The 21670-nt window shown below is 69.1% G+C and carries 11 protein-coding genes and 1 pseudogene; 7 read left to right on the top strand and 5 right to left on the bottom strand.

What is annotated here, in order from left to right:
* Nucleotides 1-81 precede the first annotated feature (81 nt).
* Genes IEW01_RS09055 through IEW01_RS09045 form a run of 3 tightly spaced genes read right to left on the bottom strand, consistent with a single transcriptional unit; the run spans nucleotide 82 to nucleotide 2191 of the window.
* A complete protein-coding gene (locus IEW01_RS09055) occupies nucleotides 82-555 on the bottom strand; it encodes a CinA family protein (protein WP_188527283.1) in 474 nt (157 codons plus the stop codon).
* The gene (locus IEW01_RS09050) at nucleotides 552-1064 is read right to left on the bottom strand and encodes a phosphatidylglycerophosphatase A family protein (protein WP_188527282.1); all 513 of its coding nucleotides are present in this window, start codon (nucleotides 1062-1064) and stop codon (nucleotides 552-554) included. The genes IEW01_RS09055 and IEW01_RS09050 overlap by 4 nt, the downstream gene beginning before the upstream one ends.
* Nucleotides 1061-2191 (bottom strand): bifunctional 2-C-methyl-D-erythritol 4-phosphate cytidylyltransferase/2-C-methyl-D-erythritol 2,4-cyclodiphosphate synthase, encoded by a 1131-nt coding sequence (locus IEW01_RS09045; RefSeq protein WP_188527281.1) that lies wholly within the window; start codon nucleotides 2189-2191, stop codon nucleotides 1061-1063. The genes IEW01_RS09050 and IEW01_RS09045 overlap by 4 nt, the downstream gene beginning before the upstream one ends.
* A gap of 168 nt (nucleotides 2192-2359) precedes the next feature.
* Between IEW01_RS09045 and dusB the strand changes: the two genes are divergently transcribed.
* From dusB to ntrX, 5 genes are all read left to right on the top strand, one after another.
* Nucleotides 2360-3340: a tRNA dihydrouridine synthase DusB gene (gene dusB, locus IEW01_RS09040; RefSeq protein WP_188527280.1), complete on the top strand. Its 981-nt coding sequence runs from the start codon at nucleotides 2360-2362 to the stop codon at nucleotides 3338-3340.
* The gene (locus tag IEW01_RS09035; RefSeq protein ID WP_188527279.1) at nucleotides 3340-4401 is read left to right on the top strand and encodes a two-component system sensor histidine kinase NtrB; all 1062 of its coding nucleotides are present in this window, start codon (nucleotides 3340-3342) and stop codon (nucleotides 4399-4401) included. The genes dusB and IEW01_RS09035 overlap by 1 nt, the downstream gene beginning before the upstream one ends.
* 6 nt (nucleotides 4402-4407) lie before the next feature.
* Entirely contained in the window at nucleotides 4408-5781 is a 1374-nt protein-coding gene (locus IEW01_RS09030) for a response regulator (RefSeq protein ID WP_188527278.1), read from the top strand.
* A 128-nt stretch (nucleotides 5782-5909) separates the two neighbouring features.
* Nucleotides 5910-8123: a sensor histidine kinase NtrY-like gene (locus IEW01_RS09025; RefSeq protein WP_229738162.1), complete on the top strand. Its 2214-nt coding sequence runs from the start codon at nucleotides 5910-5912 to the stop codon at nucleotides 8121-8123.
* Nucleotides 8124-8155: 32 nt separating this feature from the next.
* Nucleotides 8156-9568 (top strand): nitrogen assimilation response regulator NtrX, encoded by a 1413-nt coding sequence (gene ntrX / locus IEW01_RS09020; protein WP_188527276.1) that lies wholly within the window; start codon nucleotides 8156-8158, stop codon nucleotides 9566-9568.
* Between the two features lie 21 nt (nucleotides 9569-9589).
* On the opposite strand, the gene IEW01_RS09015 is transcribed toward ntrX, so the two are convergent.
* Nucleotides 9590-10390, bottom strand: coding sequence for a glutathione S-transferase family protein (locus IEW01_RS09015; protein WP_188527275.1), 801 nt, complete (start codon nucleotides 10388-10390; stop codon nucleotides 9590-9592).
* Between the two features lie 242 nt (nucleotides 10391-10632).
* Between IEW01_RS09015 and IEW01_RS09010 the strand changes: the two are divergent.
* A pseudogene (locus IEW01_RS09010) lies at nucleotides 10633-11489 on the top strand (AMP-binding enzyme).
* A 10-nt stretch (nucleotides 11490-11499) separates the two neighbouring features.
* Here IEW01_RS09010 and IEW01_RS09005 read toward each other — a convergent pair.
* Entirely contained in the window at nucleotides 11500-12561 is a 1062-nt protein-coding gene (locus IEW01_RS09005) for a GNAT family N-acetyltransferase (protein ID WP_188527274.1), read from the bottom strand.
* Between the two features lie 100 nt (nucleotides 12562-12661).
* On the opposite strand from IEW01_RS09005, the gene IEW01_RS09000 reads away from it, so the two are divergent.
* Nucleotides 12662-21562, top strand: a complete 8901-nt coding sequence (locus IEW01_RS09000; RefSeq protein ID WP_268236811.1) for a type I polyketide synthase — start codon at nucleotides 12662-12664, stop codon at nucleotides 21560-21562.
* The last annotated feature ends 108 nt before the right edge of the window (nucleotides 21563-21670 follow it).

The following is a 21670-nucleotide window of genomic DNA, read 5'->3' as shown; positions in this document are numbered from 1 at the left end:
TGGGGCGAAATCCGCTGCGGATTTCGGAGCGGAAAACGGACGTTTTCCGAGCCGTTTTCCGTACGGAAAACGCCGCCCGGCTCAGGCGTCGCGCGCCGCCGCGGCGACGAGGGCCAGCGCATGGGCGGTGGCCGCCGCGCGCACCCGGGCGCGGCCGAGGGCGCCGAACTCCACCGTTTCGGACCGGGTGCCCGCCGCCGTTGCGATGCCGAAGCAGACCCGCCCCTCGGGCTTGTGCTCCGATCCGCCCGGCCCGGCGATGCCGGTGACGGAAACCGCGATATCCACCGGCGCGCGGGCCAGCAGCCCCGCCGCCATCTCCCGCGCCACCGCCTCCGACACCGCGCCGTGATCGGCGAGCGTGGCTTCCGACACGCCCAGGAGCGCCACCTTGGCGGCGTTGGAATAGGTGATCACGCCGCGCTCGAACACGTCCGACGAGCCGGCGATATCGGTGAGCGCGGCGCCGATCATGCCGCCGGTGCAGCTTTCGGCGCTGGCCAGCGTCAGCCCCTTGTCGCGGCACAGGTCGATGAGCGCGGCGGCGTCGGTCATGCCATCAGCCACAGGTGCGAGAGCGCCGCGAGGGCGATGGTGACCACCCCGGCGAGGATGCCGGCCAGCACGTCGTCGAGCATCACCCCCATCGCGTCGCCGCGCCGGTCGGCCCAGCCGATCGGGCCGGGCTTCCAGATGTCGAACAGCCGGAAGGCGAAGAAGGCCGCGATCCAGCCGGGGTAGAGCGCGAGGATCTCGGCGTTCATCATCGCCGCGCCGACCGAGACCGGAACCATCGCGATCCACATCCCCACCACCTCGTCGATCACCACCTCGGAGGGGTCTTCGCGGCCGGTTTCGGCGGCCACGGCCGGGGTGGCCCAGAGCCCGGCGATGAAGGCCGCGAGCGCGGCGAGGGCGAGCAGGAGCGGGCCGCCGAGCGGATGCATGAGGCCGCCGAGCACGTGCAGCGCCCAGACGAAGGGCAGGGCGGCGAGCGAGCCCCAGGTGCCGGAGGCCGGGCGCAGGTAGCCGACGTAGAGGAAGCTGGCGACGATCTTCTTCATGCCCGCACCAGCGTCGCCACGGCCTGCGCGGCGATCCCTTCTTCGCGGCCGGTGAAGCCGAGACGTTCCGAGGTGGTGGCCTTGACGCTCACCCGGCCCGCGTCGAGGCCGATGATCCGGGCAAGTTCGGCGCGCATCGCGCCGGCGTGCGGGCCGATCTTCGGGCGTTCGCAGATCAGCGTCACGTCGACATTGCCGATCTCGTAACCGCTCTCGCGCGCCAGCCCGACGGCATGGGTGAGAAAGACATGGCTCTCGGCCCCCTTCCACTGCGGGTCGGAGGGCGGGAAATGCTGGCCGATGTCGCCCATCGCCAGCGCGCCGTAGATCGCGTCGGTGAGCGCGTGCATGCCCACGTCGGCGTCGGAATGGCCCTTGAGCTTGCGGTCATGCGGCACCGCGACGCCGCAGAGAATGCAGGCCTCGCCCGCCTCGAAGGCATGCACGTCATAGCCTTGCCCCACCCGGATATCCATTGCCTCTCCCATCAGTTGCTCGGCCCGGGCGAAATCGCCGGGCGTTGTGATCTTCAGGTTGGCCTCGTCGCCCTCGACGATTGCCACGTCAAGCCCGGCGGCGCGCGCCACCTCCACATCATCCGCAGCCCCGCCCGGGTGCGCCCGGTGGGCGTCGAGGATCGCTTTGAACCGGAAGCCCTGCGGCGTCTGCGCGCGGTAGAGCGCGGCGCGGTCCTGCGTGCCGGCCACCTTGCCGCCCGCACCGCGCCAGAGCGCATCGGTGACGGCGAGCGCCGGGGCGGCGCCGGCGCTGTCGGCCAGCGCGTCGATCACCCGGTCGATCACCGGCGGGCGCACCAGCGGGCGGGCCACGTCGTGGATCAGCACGAGGCCGGGCGGATCGCCCGCCAGCGCCTCCAGCCCGGCGCGCACGCTGGCGTCACGCGTCGCCCCGCCGGTGGCCACGATCACGCCGTCGAACCCCTCGGCCTGGCCGAGGTCGTCGGGGTGCAGCACCAGCACCACCCGGCCGATGCGCGGATGCGCGGTGAAGGCGGCGACGCTCCAGTCGGCCACCCGGCGGCCGTGCAGCGCGCGCCACTGCTTCGGCACGTCTCCGCCCGCCCTTGTGCCGCGCCCGGCGGCGACGATGATGCTCGCGATATCCATGCGCCTTGTTTATGCCGTGCCGTTTTCAAGGACAATGGCCGCGCGTCTGCCGGCTTGTGTGATTAAATATTGTGCAGAAGCGAAAAAACGCCCATGGAATGTGCGCGGCGTTTTGCGGCCCCGCCGTGCCGCCGCTATATGACAGGCACCTGCTCAAGGATTAGGCATATGGCCGTGAGGCTTGGCGACATCACTCTCGATCCCCCGGTTTTTCTCGCGCCGATGGCGGGGATCACCGATCTGCCCTTCCGCAACCTCGTGCAAAGCTTCGGCGCGGGGCTGGTGGTGAGCGAGATGGTGGCGAGCCAGGAAATGGTGCAGGCCAAGCCCGGGGTGCGCGAACGCGCCGAGCTGGGCTTCGGGCTCGAGGGCACGGCGGTGCAGCTCGCGGGCCGCGATCCCTACTGGATCGGCGAGGCGGCGCGCATGGTCGCGGCGAACGGCGCGCGGATTATCGACATCAACATGGGCTGCCCGGCCAAGAAGGTGGTGGGCGGGCTTTCCGGGTCGGCGCTGATGCGCGACCCCGACCATGCGCTCAGGCTGATCGAGGCGGTTGTCTCCGCCGTCGACGTGCCGGTGACGCTGAAAACCCGGCTGGGCTGGGATGACGACATGCTCAACGCGCCCGGCATCGCCGCCCGCGCCGAGGCGGCGGGGGTGCGGATGATCACGATCCACGGTCGCACCCGCTGCCAGTTCTACAAGGGCCGGGCCGACTGGGCGGCGATCGCGGCGACGAAACAGGCCGTCAGCATTCCGGTGATCGCCAACGGCGACATCGCGTCGCCGGACGACGCCCGCACCGCCCTCGCGCAATCGGGGGCCGACGGCGTGATGGTGGGCCGCGCCACCGGCGGCAAGCCCTGGCTCATCGCCGAGATCGGCGCGGCGCTCGCCGGGGCGCCGGGGCCGGAGGTGCCCGAGGGCGCGGCGCTGGTCGAGATGGTGGCCGGGCACTTTGCCGCCTCGCTCTCCTTCTACGGCCGCGATCTCGGCAAGCGGGTGATCCGCAAGCACCTCGGCTGGTACATGGACGAGGCCGGCACGCCTGCGCGCCTGCGCCGCGAGGTGCTCGCTTCGCCCGATCCCGACCATGTCCGCGCCCGGCTCGCCGACGCGCTCGCCCCGCGACGGGAGGCCGCCTGATGGACAACGACGCGCTCTGGGCCTCGCTGCCTGTGCCCGCGATCATGATCGGCGCCGACGATGAGATCCTCGAGGTCAACCCGGCGGGCGAATCCTTTCTCAACGCCAGCATGAAATCGCTGCTCGGCAAGCCGGTGCTCGACCGCCTCGCGATCGACGCGGATATCGACGGCGCCTTCGCCCGGGTCCGGCGCGACCAGGGGCCGATGTTCATCAACAACGTCGATGTCGGCGCCGGCCACGCGCCGCCGGTGGAATGCAACGTGCAGATCGCGCCCGTGCAGGGCGGCGAGGACGTTCTGATCCTGCTGCACCCGCGCAACCTCGCGGTGCGGCTCGGCAAGTCGATGGGGGTGAAGTCGGCGGCGCGCTCGGCGATCGGCATGGCCGAGATGCTGGCGCACGAGATCAAGAACCCGCTCGCGGGCATCACCGGGGCGGCGCAGCTCCTGTCGATGGGCCTCAAGGGCGACGACCTGGAACTGACCGACCTGATCGTGACCGAGAGCCGCCGGATCGTGGCGCTGCTCGACCAGGTGGAGCAATTCGGCAACCTGCGCCCGCCCGAGCGCCAGGTGGTCAATATCCACGACCTGCTCGACCGGGCGCAGAAATCGGCCGAGGTGGGCTTTGCTGCCAAGATGCGGCTGGTGGAGGATTACGATCCCTCGCTGCCGCCCACCTACGTCGACCCCGACCAGTTCATGCAGGTGTTTCTCAACCTGCTCAAGAACGCCGCCGAGGCGGCCGGAGAGGGCGGCGGCACGATCCGCATCCGCTCCTTCTACGATCACGCGCTCAGGCTCAGGCGCCCCGATGGCAGCGGCGCGGGCCTGCCGCTGCAGGTCGAGATCTGCGACGACGGCCCGGGCCTGCCGCCGGAGATCGCGGCGCAGGTGTTCGAGCCTTTCGTCTCGGGGCGCGAGAACGGCACCGGGCTCGGCCTCGCGCTCGTCTCCAAGATCATCTCCGACCATGACGGCTGGATTTCCGTCGACAGCGTGCCGGGCAAGACGCGCTTTCGCATCTCGCTGCCGGTCGCCCCGAAAGACAAGGAGTAAACCCCGATGGATGGCACCGTCCTCGTTGCCGACGACGACCGCACGATCCGCACCGTGCTAACCCAGGCGCTCACCCGCGCCGGCTGCCGGGTGCATGCGACCTCGTCGCTCGTCACCCTCAAGCGCTGGGTCGAGGAGGGGCGGGGAGATCTGGTGATTTCCGACGTGGTCATGCCCGACGGCAACGGGCTCGACGCGCTGCCCGAGATCGCGCACATGCGGCCCGATCTGCCGGTGATCGTGATCTCGGCGCAGAACACGATCATGACCGCGATCCAGGCCGCCGAGAAGGAAGCCTTCGACTACCTGCCCAAGCCCTTCGACCTGCCCGACCTGATGAAGCGCGCCGCCCGGGCGCTGGAACAGAAGCGCCGGATGCCGCCGCCCAGGCGCAGCGACGGCGCCGAGGCGGTGGGGCAGAGCGCCGATCTGCCGCTGGTGGGCCGCACCCCGGCGATGCAGGCGCTCTACCGGCTGGTGGCGCGGGTGATGAACACCGAACTGGCGGTGCTCATCACCGGCGAAAGCGGCACCGGCAAGAGCCTGATCGCGCGCGCGATCCACGATTTCTCCGATCGCCGCTCGCTGCCCTTCGTCGTCGCCACCCCCGACGACCTGGTGCCGATGGAAGGCCCGGCGAAGCTGCTCGCCAAGGTCGGGCAGGGGACGCTGCTGTTCGACGAGATCGGCGATCTCGACGCCGACGCCCAGGCCCGCATCACCCGGATGCTCGACAGCCTCACCGACCACGCCCCGCGCATCCTCGCCACCTCGCAGGGCGATCTTGCCCGGCGGCTGAAGTCGGGCGGCTTCCGGCAGGATCTCTACTATCGCCTCGGCGGCGTCACCATCCCGGTGCCGTCGCTGCGTGAGCGCATCGAGGATATTCCGGCGCTGGCCGAGCACTTCCTGCTGCGCGCCGAACGCGACGGGATGACGCCGCGCGCGCTGTCGGATGAGGCGGCGGAGGTGCTGCGCGCCTATCCCTGGCCCGGCAACGTGCGCCAGCTGGAAAACACCATCCAGCGGCTGATGGTCACCGGCACCGAGGCCGAGATTTCGCGCGCCGAGGTCGAGGCGACGCTCGGCGCGCCTTCGGGCGGCCCGATGGTGGCGCTCGACGAGGCCGAGAACCTCGGCGCCTCGGTCGCCCGCCATCTCAAGCGGTATTTCGATCTGCACGGCGGCTCGCTGCCGCCGCCCGGTGTCTACCAGCGCGTGCTGCGCGAGATCGAGGTGCCGCTGATCGAGATCGCGCTCGATGCCACCGGCGGCAACCAGGCGCGCTGCGCCGATCTTCTCGGCATCAACCGGAACACCCTGCGAAAGAAGATCACCGAGCTGGGAATCGAGGTGACACGCCGCCGCAAGTTGATGTAAAAGGGCCACAGCCGTGGCATATGCGCCGCAGGGCGGCGGCTTGGCCATGCGCGGTGTTCTTTGGGGGTCACGTGGCGGGCAGCGATTCGAAGCGATGGACGTGGGAGCGCCTTGCGCGGCTCAGGCGCATGCGGCAGGCGCGCGCAGCGCTCACCTTCGGCATCGTGGTGCTCGGCCCGGCCCTGGCCGTCCTCACCTACCTGGTGCTCGGACCGCTCGACCAGGGGGTCGAATCCAACGCCCTCCGGCTCGTGCTGCTGGCCGATTTCGTCTATGTTCTCACCGTCGCGGCGCTGGTGCTGATCGGGCTGGTGCGGATGGTGGGCGCGCGCCGCGCCAAGTCGGCGGGCTCGCGGCTGCACCTGCGGCTGACCGGCGCCTTCGCCCTGCTCGCGCTCCTGCCCACCGTGCTGGTGGCGGTGTTCGCGGTGCTCACCGTCAACGTCGGGCTCGAGGGCTGGTTTTCCGACCGGGTGAGCCGGGTGGTGGGCAATTCGCTCGCCGCCGCGCAGGCCTACGAGGAAGAGCATCGCGTCGGCCTCGAACAGGATTCCGAGGCGGTCGCGGCCTTTCTCAACCTGTCCAAGCAGGCCAACGTGTTCCTCTCCGATGCGCAATTGCGGCAGGCGCTGGCGCAGGCGCAGGGCCGCATCCAGCGGGGGCTTCGCGAGGCCTACATCATCGACGGCACCGGCGAGATCCGCCTGCGCGGCGACCGCTCCTACCTGTTCGACTACGAACGCCCGCCGGCGGAAGCGATCGAGACCGCGCTGACCGGCGAAACCGTCATCATCGAGGACTGGGATATCGACGAGTTCCGCGCGCTGGTGCGGCTCGACGCCTTTGCCGACCATTTCCTCTACGTCTCGCGCGATGTCGACGGCGAGATCCTCAACCTGCTCGACGAAACCCAGGAAACCGTGCGCTTCTACCAGCAGCTCGAAAGCCAGCGCAGCCAGGTGCTGTTCGAGTTCGGGCTGATCTACCTCGGCTTCGCCGCGATCCTGATCCTGGCGGCGACCTGGCTCGGCATGTGGTTCGCCGAACGCCTCGCGCGGCCGGTGGGCCGGCTCGCGCTCGCCGCCGAGCGGGTGGGGGCCGGCGACCTCGACGTGCAGGTGATCGAGGAGGAGACCGGCGACGAGATCGAGCAGCTTTCGGGGCTGTTCAACCGCATGACGCGCCAGCTCAAGCTTCAGCGCGACCGGCTGCTGGAGAACACCGACCAGATCGAGCGCCGCCGGCGGCTGTTCGATTCGGTGCTCGCCTCGGTCACGGCCGGGGTGATCGGGCTCGACGCCGATGGCCGGATCACCTTTCTCAACCGCGCCGCGCAGGCGATGCTGGGGCTCGACCGCAGCGAGCCGGAACATGCCGATCTCGGCCTCGTGGTGCCCGAGTTCGCGCCGCTGCTCGACCGGCTCACCAATGTCGGCGGCGAGCGGGTTCAGGAAGAGCTCGGCCTCAGCCGCATGGGGCGGCAGGAACGGCTGCTGGTGCGGATGGCGCCGCGCTTCTCCGACACCGGCGCGATCGAGGGCTACGTGATCGCCTTCGACGACGTGACCGATCTCGTCACCGCGCAGCGCATGGCCGCCTGGGGCGACGTGGCGCGCCGGATCGCGCACGAGATCAAGAACCCGCTCACCCCGATCCAGCTCTCCGCCGAGCGCATCAAGCGCAAGTTCGGCCGCAAGCTGGATGAGCCCGACGCCGAGGACCTGGAAAACCTCACCGGGGTGATCGTGCGCCAGACCGAGGATCTGCGCCGGATCGTCGACGAGTTCTCCAAGTTCGCGCGGATGCCCGAACCCGACCGCAAGCCGGCCGATCTCGCCGGCCTCGTGCGCTCGGCGGTGACGTTGCAGCAGGCCGGGCAGGACGGGGTGACCATCGAGGCCGATCTGCCGCAGGGCGAGATGCTCGCCGAATTGGACGAAACCATGATCGGACAGGCGCTCACGAACCTCATAAAAAATGCCGGCGAAGCGATTGAAACGCTTCACGAAAAAGGCGAGGCTCCGGAGGGGCACCAGCCCATCGTCCGGGTGCGGCTGTGGCGCGAGACGGGGGAAGATGTGAGCGCGGGCGTGATCGAGATTTCCGACAACGGCATCGGCCTGCCGGCCGACCGGGCCCGGCTGTTCGAACCTTACGTGACGACCCGCGACAAGGGCACCGGGCTGGGCCTGCCGATCGTGAAGAAGATCATCGAGGAGCATGGCGGCAGCCTGCACCTGCTCGATGCCGAGATGTTCGGCGGCACCGACCGGCCCGGCGCGCGCGTCGTGGTGCGGCTGCCGGTGCGGCCGGTGGACCAGGCCCGCGACGCGGCCGAGTGATGTAACGAGAGCGACGGGAAACGGGGAAACAGATGGCAGATATCCTGATTGTCGATGACGAGCGCGACATCCGCGAACTGATCTCGGACATCCTCGAGGACGAGGGCTACACCACCCGTCTCGCGGGCACCTCCGACGAGGCGGTGGCCGAGGTGGCCAAGGAACTGCCGGCGCTGATGATCCTCGACATCTGGCTGAAGGATTCCGCGATGGACGGGATCGACATCCTCAAGATGGTCAAGCGCGAGCACCCGCAGGTGCCGGTGGTGATCATCTCGGGCCATGGCAACATCGAGATCGCCGTGGCGGCGATCAAGCAGGGCGCCTACGACTTCATCGAGAAGCCCTTCAACATCGACCAGCTCATGGTGGTGATCGCGCGCGCGATGGAAACCTCGCGGCTCAGGCGCGAGAACGTCGAGTTGAAGCGCAAGGACAACGGGCCGGTGGAGATGATCGGCACCTCGGCCGCGTTCCGAACGCTTCGCGCCAATCTCGAGAAGGTCATGCGCTCGAACGGGCGGGTGATGCTCACCGGCCCGGCGGGGTCGGGCAAGGAACTGGCGGCGCGGATCATCCACGGCGGCGGCGAACGCGCCGACGGGCCCTTCGTGGTGGTCAATTCCGCCGCCGTCGAGCCCGACCGGATGGAGGAGGTTCTGTTCGGCCGCGAGGGCGCCGAGCGCGGCATCGAGCCGGGGCTGCTCGAGGAAGCGCATGGCGGCGTGCTCTATTTCGACGAGGTGGCCGACATGCCACTGGGCACGCAATCGAAGATCCTGCGGGTTCTGGTGGAGCAGAGTTTCACCCGGGTGGGCGGGGCCGACCGGGTCAACGTCGACGTGCGGGTGATCTCGTCCACGACCCGCGACCTCACCGCCGAGATCGCCGCCAAGAGGTTCCGCGAGGAGCTCTATCACCGGCTCAACGTGGTGCCGATCCAGGTGCCGCCGCTGGCCGAACGGCGCGAGGATATTCCCGAGCTTGCAGGCTATTTCATCCGCGTGTTCAACGCCACGCAGGGCCTGCCGCTGCGCAAGCTTTCGGACGAGGCCAAGGCGATGCTGCAAAGCATGCACTGGCCGGGCAACGTGCGCCAGCTCAAGAACGTGATCGAACGGGTGCTGATCCTCGGCGACGGCGCCGGCGAGATCGCGGCGGCGGAGCTGGCCGAGGTCGACACCGGCGGCGAGGATGGCGCGGGCGGCAACGTGGTTCTGCCCGCCGCGCTCGCCACCCTGCCGCTGCGTGAGGCGCGCGAGGCCTTCGAACGCGAATACCTGCTTACCCAGATCAACCGCTTCGGCGGCAACATCAGCCGCACCGCGAGCTTCGTCGGCATGGAACGCTCGGCGCTGCACCGCAAGCTCAAGTCGCTCGGCGTGGTCACCGGCACCAAGTCCGGCGCGCGGGTGGCCTGGGTGGCGGAGGGCGACGAGGGCTGAACCGCCGCTCCATGCCCGCCGCTAGCCGGCGAGGCCGAGGGCCTCGTCCGACGCCGACCCCTCATACTTGCCGCGCGGTGGCCAAGGCCTGTCGCGCCAGTGCGGATCGAAGACGAAGCTCGACACGTTGCGCCCCGCCACCAGCGCGCCATTGCCCGCGCCCTGGGCATAGTCGTAGTAGAGCTTGACGATCTCTTCCTCGCAAACCTGGCCCGCCGCGGGCGTGGCCATGCAGGCGGCGCGCCACCGGCGCACCCGCGCGAAGCCTTCTTCGTCGGGCAGGTCGAACCCCTCGTAATAGTCGAGAAACCAGAAGCGCTGGAACATCGGCGTGAACACCGCCTCGGCCAGCCCGAACCGGTCGAACAGGAAGGTGCCCTCGGGGTTGTGTTCGCACAGGAAATCGTCGATCTCGCGATTGAGGCGCAACAGCCGGTCCCGGTGCGCCGCGCGCGCGTCGCGGTCCTGGTTCAACACGAAGAGATAGCCCGCGGTGGTGAACGGGCCTTCCTTCGCCACCAGCATGGATTCCACCGCGTGTTCGAACGGGTCGGCCCGGCGCAGCGGCTCGCCGGGCAGGATCTCGTCGAGATAGCGCAGGATCACCAGGCTTTCCTTGAGGACGCGGCCATCGGGGGTGACCAGCACCGGCAGCGCCGTGGTGCCCCGGGTGAGGGCGAGCAGGTCGGGATCACGCGGCCGGGTGATGTCGACGACGCGAAATTCCACCGCGTCGCGCTGCCCGCGCAGGGCCAGCAGGATCTCGAGACGTTGCGAAAACGGGCAGACCGGAATGTGATGGACAACATGTCGTGGCGCCATGGCCCGGCTCCTTTGGTCAATGAAACGTCTGGGCGGCCGGGGCCACCTTGCGCGATCAGCGTAGTGCACAGCCACCCGGCAGGCAACGAAACCCGCGGCGCGGCCACGGTCCGCCGCGTTTGCGCCCGGGGCCTCTCCCGGCTAGTATTTTTCCACGTGGCGCCGATCCTGCTGCGGGGCGGGCGAGGAACGCGCGGCACGCCCCGCCGAGGTTGTGGATCGAACCGGAGGGGCCAAACCGGATGCTGGGACCGAGTGCTCATGTTGACACCTTCACCCGGGACAATCTCCCCGATCCGGACGACTGGCCCGCGCTGACGGGCGGCCCCGAATACCCCGTCTGGCTGAACGGGGGGGCCGAGTTGAGTGACAAGCTCGTTGCCGCCGCACATGGCCGGCGCGTGGCGTTGCGCGGCAAGACCAGGGTGTTCACCTACGCGGAGCTCGCCGACTGGACAAACCGGATCGCCCGGGTGCTGGCCGATGACTTCGGCGTCCTGCCCGGTAATCGGGTTCTGACCCTCGGCGGCAACACGCCCGCGATGATCGCGTGCTGGATCGCGGTGCTCAAAGCGGGCGCGGTGGCGGCTACGAGGCCCGGATCGTGGATGACCGGATGCAGAAGCAACCGCCCAACACGCCGGGGCGGCTCGCGGTGCGTGGGCCAACCGGATGCCGATACCTCGGGGACGACAGGCAGCGCGACTACGTGCAGGCGGGCTGGAACATCACCGGCGACACGTTCAGGCGCGACGAGGACGGGGTGTTTCACTTCCTGGCAAGGTCGGACGACATGATCCTGTCGGCGGGCTACACTATCGCCGGCCCGGAGGTGGAAGCGGCCCTGCTCGCGCATCCCGCGGAGCTTGAATGCGCGGTCGTCGGGGCCCCGGACGAGGCGCGCGGGCAGATCGTGGGGGCCTTCGTCGGGCCCGCGGCCGGCCAACGCCCCGGCCCGGGCCTGGCCGCGGCGTGGCAGGACCATGCGAAGACGACCATTGCGCCCTACAAGTATCCACGCCGGGTGAACTTCGTGTCCAGCCTGCCCAAGACCGGAACGGGCAAGATCCAGCGCTTTCGGCTGCGCGGGGAGGAATAGGGCGTGAAGGTCAGCGCAATTGAAGTTTCACGCGTTTGAGGTCCGATAAATCCAACTGCGGCGCGTTGAATAGAAACAGGCAATCGTATCGCCGCACGAAGGGCAGAAACCCCGTGCGCAGCAGGGTCGGCAGCGTGGCCGAAGACGAGTCCGGGCAGATGGCGAGGGCATGGCCGGCCGCCGCGATCCCCTGCAGCGCGGCCCGCATCAGGACGGCCGAAACCCGTTGCGCCGGCGGATCGGCGACCAGGTGGTTGATCTGCCCCGCGGAAAACGGCGCGCGGCCCCGCAGCCGCACGGGGTGGACGTTGACGAACCCGCGCACGGTGCCGTCGTCATAAACCCAGGTCGAGGGAATGCCCCGGAAGGAAAGCTGGAGTGCCAGCCGCTCCGGTGTCCAGTCGTAGCGCAGATCGGCATCGGATTCGGCCTGCATCAGGAGCGCGCGGCAGGTGTCGAGGTCGTGGGGTTCGTAAGGGCGCACCCCGTCGACGGCGCCGTGCGGCGGCCCGCCAAAGCCGGTGGCCGCCGCGAACCTTGCGGCGATGCGTTCGGCCGGCGCACCCGCCGCCGTTGCGAGGGCGCGGCTGTTCAACGGCCGGATCCAGGGGCGGATGCCGACCGCCCGCAGCGCGCCTTGCGACCCTTGCCAGAACTTCGGCCCCAGGCTGCCCGATCCGGGCACGGCGAACCCGAAGATGAAGGCGAGATCCGCCGCGCGCATACGCCCCGCCAGCGTTTGCGCCAGGGCCTTGGCAATGCCTTTGCCTTTCCAGGCCGGATCAACCGCCAGCACCGACGAAAACATCGCGCGCACCGGTCGGCCGCGCCAAAGCACATCGACGGGCTCGCCATAGACGAAGCCCACGAGATCCGCGCCGGCATAGGCCCCGAGAATGATGTTCTCGGGTTGCGCGAATACCTGCCAGGCGAAGTCATTGGCGTCCCACTGCGAACAACTCACCGTTTCTGGGAATTGTGCGCTCCAGCACCGGCTCACGAAGGCGGCCGCTTCGGCGGGATCGCCCCGGAAGTCCGTCACCTTAAGCTCAACGTGTCGGGTCGCTGCCATTTTCGCACCTTATTGGCGGGTGGCCTCATGTCCAGCGGGAATAAGACCGCCAGGCCCCCCGGTTCTTGACCTTCACAGCCCGGTGCAACATCGTGAAATCATGAACAATCGCGGGGCCTCACTGCAGGACGAACCGACGGGCAGCAGGCCCGGGACATGCAGGCGCGTCGCGGTTGTCGGAATGGCCTGCCGTTTGCCGGGGGCCGACAGTCCCGACGCGGCCTGGGATCTGATGCTGTCGGGCGGGCAGGCGATCACCGCTGCGCCGGACGAACGCTGGAAGACCCGCCAGCGCATCGCCGAGCAGAAGAACGCCAGGGTCCAGTCGCTGCCCAAGCTGGGAGGCTACCTCGACCGGATCGACGCCTTCGACGCGGCCTTCTTCGGGATCTCGGCCCGCGAGGCGCGTTTGATCGACCCGCAGCAGCGCCTGCTCCTGCAGACCAGTTGGCAGGCCATCGAGGCCGGCGGCTTCGATCCGAACGACTTCAAGGGGACGAACACCGGGGTGTTCGTCGGGGTTTCGACTTTCGATTATCTCCAGCGCCAGTTGCTCGACACGGAAATGCTGGAGGTCGATGCCTATTCGGGCCTTGGCGCGGCGCACAGCATCGCGGCCAACCGCATCAGCCATTTTTTCGATTTCAACGGTCCGAGCCTTGCCGTGGACACGGCCTGTTCCTCGGCGTCGGTCGCGCTGCATCTCGCCCGCCAAAGCCTGCTCGACGGCGAATGCGACCACGCTCTCGTCGGTGGCGTGAACGTCATCGTTTCACCGCTGTCGACGATCTCGTTTTCAAAGGCCCGGATGCTGGCGCCCGACGGGCGCTGCAAGAGCTTCGATGCAAAGGCCGACGGCTACGTGCGCTCGGAAGGCTGCGTCGTGGTCTTGCTGTCGCGCGAGGATGTCCTGCGCGACCGAGGACAGGCCGCGCGCGCCTGGATCACCGGCTCCGCCGTCAATCAGGACGGGCGCACGCTCAGCATCACCACGCCGAACGGCGCGATGCAGTCGGCCGTCGTCGAGGCGGCGCTGGAAAACGCGGGCCTCGCGACCGCCGAGATCGATTTTCTCGAAGCCCATGGCACCGGCACCAAGGTTGGCGACCGGATCGAGCTTGACGCCCTGCAGGCGGTGTTTTCCGGGCCACCTCGCCCCAAGGGGCCGGTTCTGATCGGGGCCGCAAAACCGCATTTCGGCCATCTCGAGGCCGCCTCGGGGCTTCTCGGGGTGATGAAGGTGGTCAAGAGCCTCGAGGCGCGCGCGGTGCCGGGGCTGGCCTTTCTCGATCAACCGATCGAGATCGGCGCGGATGCCGGCATCCGGCTGCCGCGGGAAACCACCCTTCTGGAGGCGAAACCGGGGCCGCTGCGGGCCGGGGTCTCGTGTTTCGGCTTCGGCGGCACCAATGCGCATATCGTGGTGGAGGAGGCCCGCCCCGCACCGCATCAAGCGGCGCGTCAGGCGCCCGGGCCGAAGGTGCTGCCGATCTCGAGCCATTCCGCCGAGACCTTCGCGCAGACGGTCGCGGATTATCGCGATCTGGTGGATCAAACCCCCGCACTCGATCTCGATGGATTATGCGCCTCGGCGGCCCGCCGGCGGGCCGGTCATGCGCTGCGACAGGCAGTGGTGTTCGATGGCCGCGACGATCTGCTGGCCCGGCTCGACGCCATGGTCGCGCGCAAGTCGCCCGAGCCCGCCGGCACGCAACGCAAGCTGGCATTCTGCTTTTCGGGGCAGGGCGGGCAATTTCCAGGCATGTGCGCCGATCTGTTCGCGGCCGTGCCGACCTTTCGCGAGGTGCTCGAAACCTGTGACGCGGCCTCGCGCGACAGGGGCGGCCCGGCCATTCTCGAGGCGATCCTCGCGACCGATGCGGAGGCCGCTGCCCGGCTGGAAGACACCGCCGTTGCGCAGCCGGCCCTGTTCGCCACCGGGCTGGCGCTGGCGCGGGCGTGGGAGGCGATGGGCGTCCGGCCCGATGTTCTGGTCGGGCACAGCCTCGGCGAGATCACCGCCGCCTCTTTTGCCGGCGTGATGGACCTGGACACCGCGATGACGCTGGTTCTCGCGCGGGCGCGGATGATGGCCGCAGCACCCGGCCGCGGTGGCATGCTGGCGCTCACGGGGCCGGGCGCGGCGGTTGCGCAATTCGTGGGCGAGATCGCGGCCCCCTACCCGGAGGTGTCGGTCTCGGGCAGGAATGCGCCGGGCAGCGTGACGCTCTCCGGTCCCGTCGCCGATATCGCCCGGATCGAAGCACTGGCGGCGGCCGCGCCCGATCTGAAAGCGGCACGGCTTGCGGTTTCTGCCGCCTTTCATTCGGCGCAGATGGAGCCGGTGCTGGAACCGTTTCGCGCCGAGATCGCCAACCTCACGTTCAACGCTCCGCGCATTCCCATCGTGTCGACGGTTTCGGCGGCGGTCGTGGATGCCGATGCGCCGATGGATGCCGCCTACTGGACCCGGCAAATCCGCGAACCGGTCGATTTCGAGGGCGCGATCCGCGCGCTGCAGGCGGACGATCCGGGCTGCGTGGTCGAGATCGGACCGCGCCCGATCCTGTCGGCCTGGCTGCACGGATTGAACGATGAAACCCGCCCTTACGCGGTCGTCCCGGCCCTGAAGGCGAACCGGGACACGCGGACGGGTTTTCTGACCGGGCTGGCGGCGGCCTATGCCCGGGGGGCGGCTGTCGACTGGTCGCGCTTGCTGCCAGCCGCCGCGCTCGGCCGGCCGGTTGATCTGCCGCCCTACCGTTTTGGCACCGCCCGTTACTGGTTCGAGTTCGGAACCGGGACTGTGCCCGCCCCGGCCGAGCCCGATGCGCCGGGCGGGGGGAGTGACGCGGTTCTGCGGTTCGACTTCGATCGCGCCGGCGTTCGCGACTTGCTTGAACAGCATGTGGTGCGCGGTCGCCCGGTTGTGCCCGGCGCGCTCTACGTCGACCTGATGCTGCGCGCCGCCCGGAGCTTGGCCGGCCGCGCGCAAGTCGAACTCGAAGACAGCGCGTTGCCCGACATGGTGCCCCTGGCCGATACCGACGGCGCGCGGCTGCTGGTTTCGGCGTTGAAGCTGCAAGAACGGGTTTGGGATCTCGTCGTCACCTTCGAAAAAACCGGCGACCGAGCGCCGAGGATCGTGGCCCATGCCCGGGCCACGGCGCCAACCAATGGCGAGCAGAGCGCCGGTAGCCAGCAACCGGCGCCGCTGGCGGGTGCGGTGGCGCGGCGGGCGGATGATTTCTACACCGCCCTCGCGGATTCGGGCCTGCAATACGGGGCCGCCTTCCGGTTGGTGGACCGCCTCGCCGCGGTGCCCGGGCGGGCCGAGGCCTGGGTGGGGGCGCCCGAGGTTGCCGCCCTCGGTGGCGCCGCGCTCAACCCCTGCCAGTTGGACGGCGGGTTCCAGGTCGTGGCGGCGGCGCTTCAATCCGTTGACGGGGGCGACACGGCGGGGGCCTGGGTGCCGACGGGATTTGGACGTCTCGTGCTGCACCGCCCGTTGCCAACGGAGGCACGCGTTCAGGCCTCGCTGGTCGATGGTCCCCTGTTTCCTGATCGGAAATCCTTTGATCTGTCGTTCTTCGACGGCGAAGGCAGGCTTTGCCTGAGCCTGCGCGATTTCCAGATCCAGCGGATCGGCTCGGCGCCGGGCCTGCCATCGGCCACGGGCCCGCTCTTCGCATTGGCGGAAACCGCGCTGCCCATGGCGCCCGGCGCGGCCGACGCGTGGCACGAGGGCTGGGATATCCATGCGCTGACGCCGGGTGACCTCGCGGACCGGCTCGCGGCGCTGCTGGACGATTCCGGCCGCAATGCGAACGGCGCGGGGGCTTCGCCTGCCGCAGCCCTCGTGGTGCTTGATTTTGCCGGCGGTGACTGCGCCGAGCCTCTGGTTCTTGCGGAAACGGCGTTGGCGCTGCTGAAGTCGCTTGAGGCGGACGGCGGGCTTGCCCGCGTGGTCGCGCTGTTCCGGCCCGCCGAGCGGGGCGACGCGGGCAGCGAGATCGCCGCCGAGGCCGTGCAGGCCGCGGTGCGCGTTCTGACCAACGAAAGCCCGCGGCTGCGGGCCACGAACCTCGTGGTCGCGCCCGGGGCCGAAGCCGCGGATATCGCCGCGGCGGTGAAGGCGGCGGTGGCGCGGCCGGACGAAAGCGATCTGATCTGGCGGGACGGCGCGTTGAAGACCCTGCGGCTCGATCCCGTGGCCCCGCCCGAGCGCCCGTGGTCGCCTGCCCCGGCCTCGACCGGCGAACGCACCCTCGACCCTGGCATGAAGCCGGGGATATCCAACCTCGCCGTGGTGCCGATGGCGTGCCCGGCAATGGGCGACGATGACGTGCTGATCGCGCCGCAGGCCGCGGGTCTGAATTTCCGCGATGTCCTGAAGGCGCTGAAGCAATACCCGAACCGGCCGGGGCAAAGTCTCTGGATGGGGGACGAATGCGCCGGGGTGGTGCGCGCACTCGGGCAGAACGTCACCGGCCTGTCGATCGGCGACCGCGTCATGGCGGTTGCGCCGCGTGCTTTTTCGACCATGGTGGTGGCCCCGCGCGCGGCCGTCGTGCCGATCCCCGCTGGCATCGAGCCGGAGGCGGCCGCGACGATCCCGATCGCCTTCACGACCGCCTGGTATGGTCTTGTCGACCTTGCCGGCTTGTCGCGCGGCGAGACCGTTCTGATCCATGCCGCGGCCGGGGGCGTCGGGCTGGCGGCGGTGCAGATCGCCCAGCACCTCGGGGCGCGGATCATCGCAACCGCCGGGAGCGAGGAAAAGCGCGCCTATCTCGCCGGGCTCGGGATCGAGACCATCGGCAACTCGCGCGATCTGGGCTTCGTCGACACGGTGATGCACGCCACCGATGGGCAAGGCGTCGACGTTGTTCTGAATTCGCTTGCCGGTCCGGCGCTCGAGGCAAGCCTCGGGCTGCTCCGCCCGTTCGGGCGCTTCGTCGACATCGGCAAACGTGACATCGTCGAGAACCGGGGGTTGCGGATGCGCCCGTTCCATCGCTCGGTCAGTTTTCACACTCTGGACATGGAACTTCTGTTCGGTCTTGCCCCGGAAAAGGCCGGGCGTGTTCTGGCCGAGGTGGCGGGCGCTGTTTCGGCGGGCCAGCTATCGGCGCTGCCGCGCAAGGTGTTTGCGCTGGATGCGGCGGCGGAGGCGTTCCAGTACATGGCCGGCGCCCGCAATATCGGCAAGGTCGTGCTGACGATCCCCGGCATTGCGCGCGACAAGGCCGGTCACCCGCCGGTGGCCGCGCCGCCCGTCGCCAGCGCGCTCATCACCGGTGCCTTTGGTGACATTGGCCTGGCGCTCGCCCGCCAACTGGCCGACGCGGGCGTGAACGGGTTGGTGATGGTCGGGCGGTCGGGGCCGGGACCGGCGGCCGCCGATGTGCTGGCGGCGCTCGAAGCGCGCGGCGTCAGGCTCCTGAGCTGTGCTGCGGATGTTGGCGACGAGGAAGCCATGGCCGGGGTTTTCGCGCGGGCCGACGCGGCCGGTCTGGATATTGTTCACCTGTTTCACGGCGCAGGGGTTCTGGCCGACGGGGTGATCGCCGATCTCGACGCCGGCGCCCTTGCCCGGGCTTGGCGTCCGAAAGTGGAAGGCGCGCGCGTGCTCGACCGGCTCACCCGGTCACGAAACATCCAGAGCTTCGTGTGCCTGTCGTCGGTGGCCACGGTTCTGGGCTCGCCGGGGCAGGCGGCCTACGCGATGGCAAACGCCGGGGTCGACGCGCTGTGCCGGGCCCGCGCGGGCGAGAACCTGCCGGCGGTGTCGATCAATCTCGGCCCCTGGCAAGGCGGGATGGCGAAGGCCAGTCCCGGCACGGCGGACCGGTTCGAGCGGTTGGGGCTGCGCAGCTTCACACCAACCGATGGCCTGGCCACGCTGTTCAAGGCGATAGGCGGCGATACCCCGAACCTCGTCGCGGCCCGGTTCGCGCCGCGCGTGGCCGATCAACCGCCACCGCCGGTGGCCGGCTTGCCGGTGTGCCGGGATCTCTATCCGTCCCGGTCAGCGCCGGGGAGCCAGGCGCGGGGGCCGACCTCGGCGATCCTGTCCAACCTGGTGGCAGCCGATCCGGGCCATCGCCCATCCGTGCTGGAAACCTATCTGGCGAACAAGCTCGGTGCCGTCCTCGGGTTGGGCATGGAGGAAATCGACCGGAACAGATCCCTGGTCGATACCGGCTTCGACAGTCTCGCCGGGCTCGAATTCGGGATGATGGTGGAGGAGGAAACCGGCGTCGCCCTGCCAATGGACGCGATCGACGCGGAGACCAGCCTGTCGGGCTTGGCGCGCCTGTTGCTGCCGCAGATCAATCTCGACCAGCCCGCCGATAGTCCGCAGGATGACGCTCCGCGCGCTGGCTTGCCCACACCTGACCCAGCGCCCGGCCCGGCACTGGCGAACGCTTCGCCGACGGCCGCGCAGGCCGGGTATCCGCCGGATGAGCTGGCCGACCTTCCGGAGCCGAGCGCGGCCGATTATGCAAGGTTCGTGCGCCCCGACTTCACCCGGCTTCTGCCGCTGCTCGACCTCGACATGGATTATATCCACGCCCGCGGGGATGTTCTGACGGCGGTTGACGAAAGCGGGCAGGCCCGGGAAGTTCTGGATTTCGTGGGGGGCTATGGATCATGCCTGCTCGGGCATAATCACCCGAAGGTTCGCCACGCGGCGATCTCCGCCCTTGCCACGGAACGTCCCATTCACGCGCAAGGGGCGGTCCGGGGGCTGAGCGGAACATTGGCGCGACGGCTGAACGAGACCCTGGCGGGCGAAACCGGTGACGAGTATGCGGTCGCTTTCGCCAATTCGGGGTCGGAAGCCATCGAGGGCGCGTTGAAACACGCGGTCCTTGAATACATCGAGAAAGCGAAGTGCGCCGGGCTCGACGTGAGCGATCCGCAGTCCGTGGCCGGGAACGAACCGGTGTTTCTGGCGATCGAGGGCTCCTACCATGGCAAGACCCTCGCCGCGCTCTCGATCGGCCGGTTGGCCTATTGGCGAAAGGCGCCATTCGGGCTTTCGGTGCAAACCATACCGCGCAATGACCCGGTTGCGGCGCGCAAGATTGTCGACGGGTTGATGCGCACCCGGTCTGGAAAGCCGTTCTCGCTCGCGGCGGGGCTTTTCGTCGAGCCCGTGCAAGGGGAGGGCGGGATTCAGCCGCTCGACCCGGGCTTTCTGAAAACCCTGCGCGCGCTGGCCGACGAACACGGGTTCCCGCTGGTTCTGGACGAGATCCAGTCGGGGTTCTACCGGTGCGGCCCTTTCGCCGCCGCGACCGGATCGGACGTGGTCGGGGATTATTACACCTTCGGCAAGAGCCTCGGGGGCGGTATCGCCAAGATCAGCGCATTGATGATCCGCAGGCGGCGATACCAGCCGGGCTTCGGCATCCTGAACAGTTCGACCTTTGCGGAAGACGATTTTTCGGCGCGCGCGGCATTGGCCGCCCTCGATGTTGCGCAGTCCGAAGACCTTGCCAGCCGGGTGCCGCAGGTCGGGGCGCGGTTGCGCGCCCGTCTCGACAGGCTCGCGCGCGACTATCCCGATGTGGTCCGCGAGGTGCGCGGCGTCGGGCTGATGCAGGGGCTGGAGATCAATGGCGATCGGGCCTTTCCGTCCGGTGTTCTGAGGAGTGCGGCCGCGCAGAGGCTGCTTGGCCCGCTCGTTTGTTCCTTCCTGCTCGCCCGTTTCAACATCCGTGTCGCCACGCCGCTTTCCTCTCCCGATACGCTGCGGCTGCAGCCATCGGCCTTCGTGTCCGATCACCAGCTCGACGCCTTTGTCGAGGCGCTGGAGGCGGCCCTGGTCGCGTTGCGCGATTGCGATGGCGCCTACCTGGTCAGCCACCTTCTGGACAAGGCATCATGGCTGGCCGAAAGCGTTGACTGCCGCGACAACCCGCTGCCCGCGCCGCTTGCCCCCGCGCGGGAAGATACCCGCAAGGTGGGGTTTCTGATCCATGTTGCCGACGACGAGCGGCTGCTGCGATGGGATCCGAGCTGGGCGCGGCTGACCGAGGCCGACCGGCAGGATCTCAACGCGCGCTTCGCTCCGCTCAGCCGGCCCGAACCGGTCCAGATCGCCCGGATCGTGACCGCGTCCGGGCTGGCGGTCGAGGTTCACTTCAAATCGGTCTTCGCATCGACCAGGACGATCGAAGCGGCAATGCGAAGCGGCGAGAGCCAGTGGATCGTCGACCAGGTTCAAGGCGCCGTCGATGCCTTCGCCGATGACGGGTGCCTTGCGGTCGGGTTGGGCGGCTTCCTGTCGATCGCAACGCATAACGGGCGCCGGGTCGATGACAGCCGGATCGGCGTGACGACGGGCAACGCGCTGACCGTCGCCGCGAGCGTGGTCGGCCTGCAGCGCGCGATCGGCCGTCACCTTGGCAATCGGCCTGCCAAGATCGGTGTGGTCGGCGCGAACGGCAACATCGGCCAGACCGTGGCAAGGCGGATCGCGCCGGAATTCTCCGAGCTCACGCTGTTCGGCCGGGCGGGATCGCGCAACCGGCTGGAAAACCTCGCCGCGACCCTGCACCGCGACGCGGCGCGGCACGGGGCCAGCACGCGGGTGTCGGTTTCCGATAGCCTTGATCCTTTGCGCGATTGCAATGTGATCGTGACCGCCACCAACAGCCCCGAACCGATCATTTTTCCGCACCACCTCGGGCCCGGCCCCAAGGTGATCCTGGACGTTTCGGTGCCGTCCGACATCGCGCCGGCGGTTGCGCGCGATCGCGATGACGTGCAGATCATACATGGCTCCCGGGTGACCCTGCCGCCGGACAACACCATGCTGTTCGAACAGTTCGGGCTTGCGGACCAGACCGTGTTTGCCTGCATGGCGGAAACCGCGTTGCTCGGACTGGACGGGCGCGGCACGAGCTTCTCGCGCGGCGATGTCACGCTGGAACAGGTCGCCTCGATCGCATCCCTGGCCGAGATCCATGGCTTCGGGCTGAACTGACCCCGCGAGCGGGCCACGCCGTCCGCGATGCTTCGCTTGCGAGCCGCGCCACGTTGACCATCCCCGGCCTTTCTGCCAATCCTTCCCGGTGACGGAACGGAGACCCCA

It is taken from the genome of Sinisalibacter lacisalsi (assembly GCF_014640115.1).
In the GTDB taxonomy this organism is placed as follows: domain Bacteria; phylum Pseudomonadota; class Alphaproteobacteria; order Rhodobacterales; family Rhodobacteraceae; genus Sinisalibacter; species Sinisalibacter lacisalsi.
Note: the sequence above shows the minus strand (reverse complement) of the source record. Positions and strands in the feature narration are given on the sequence as shown.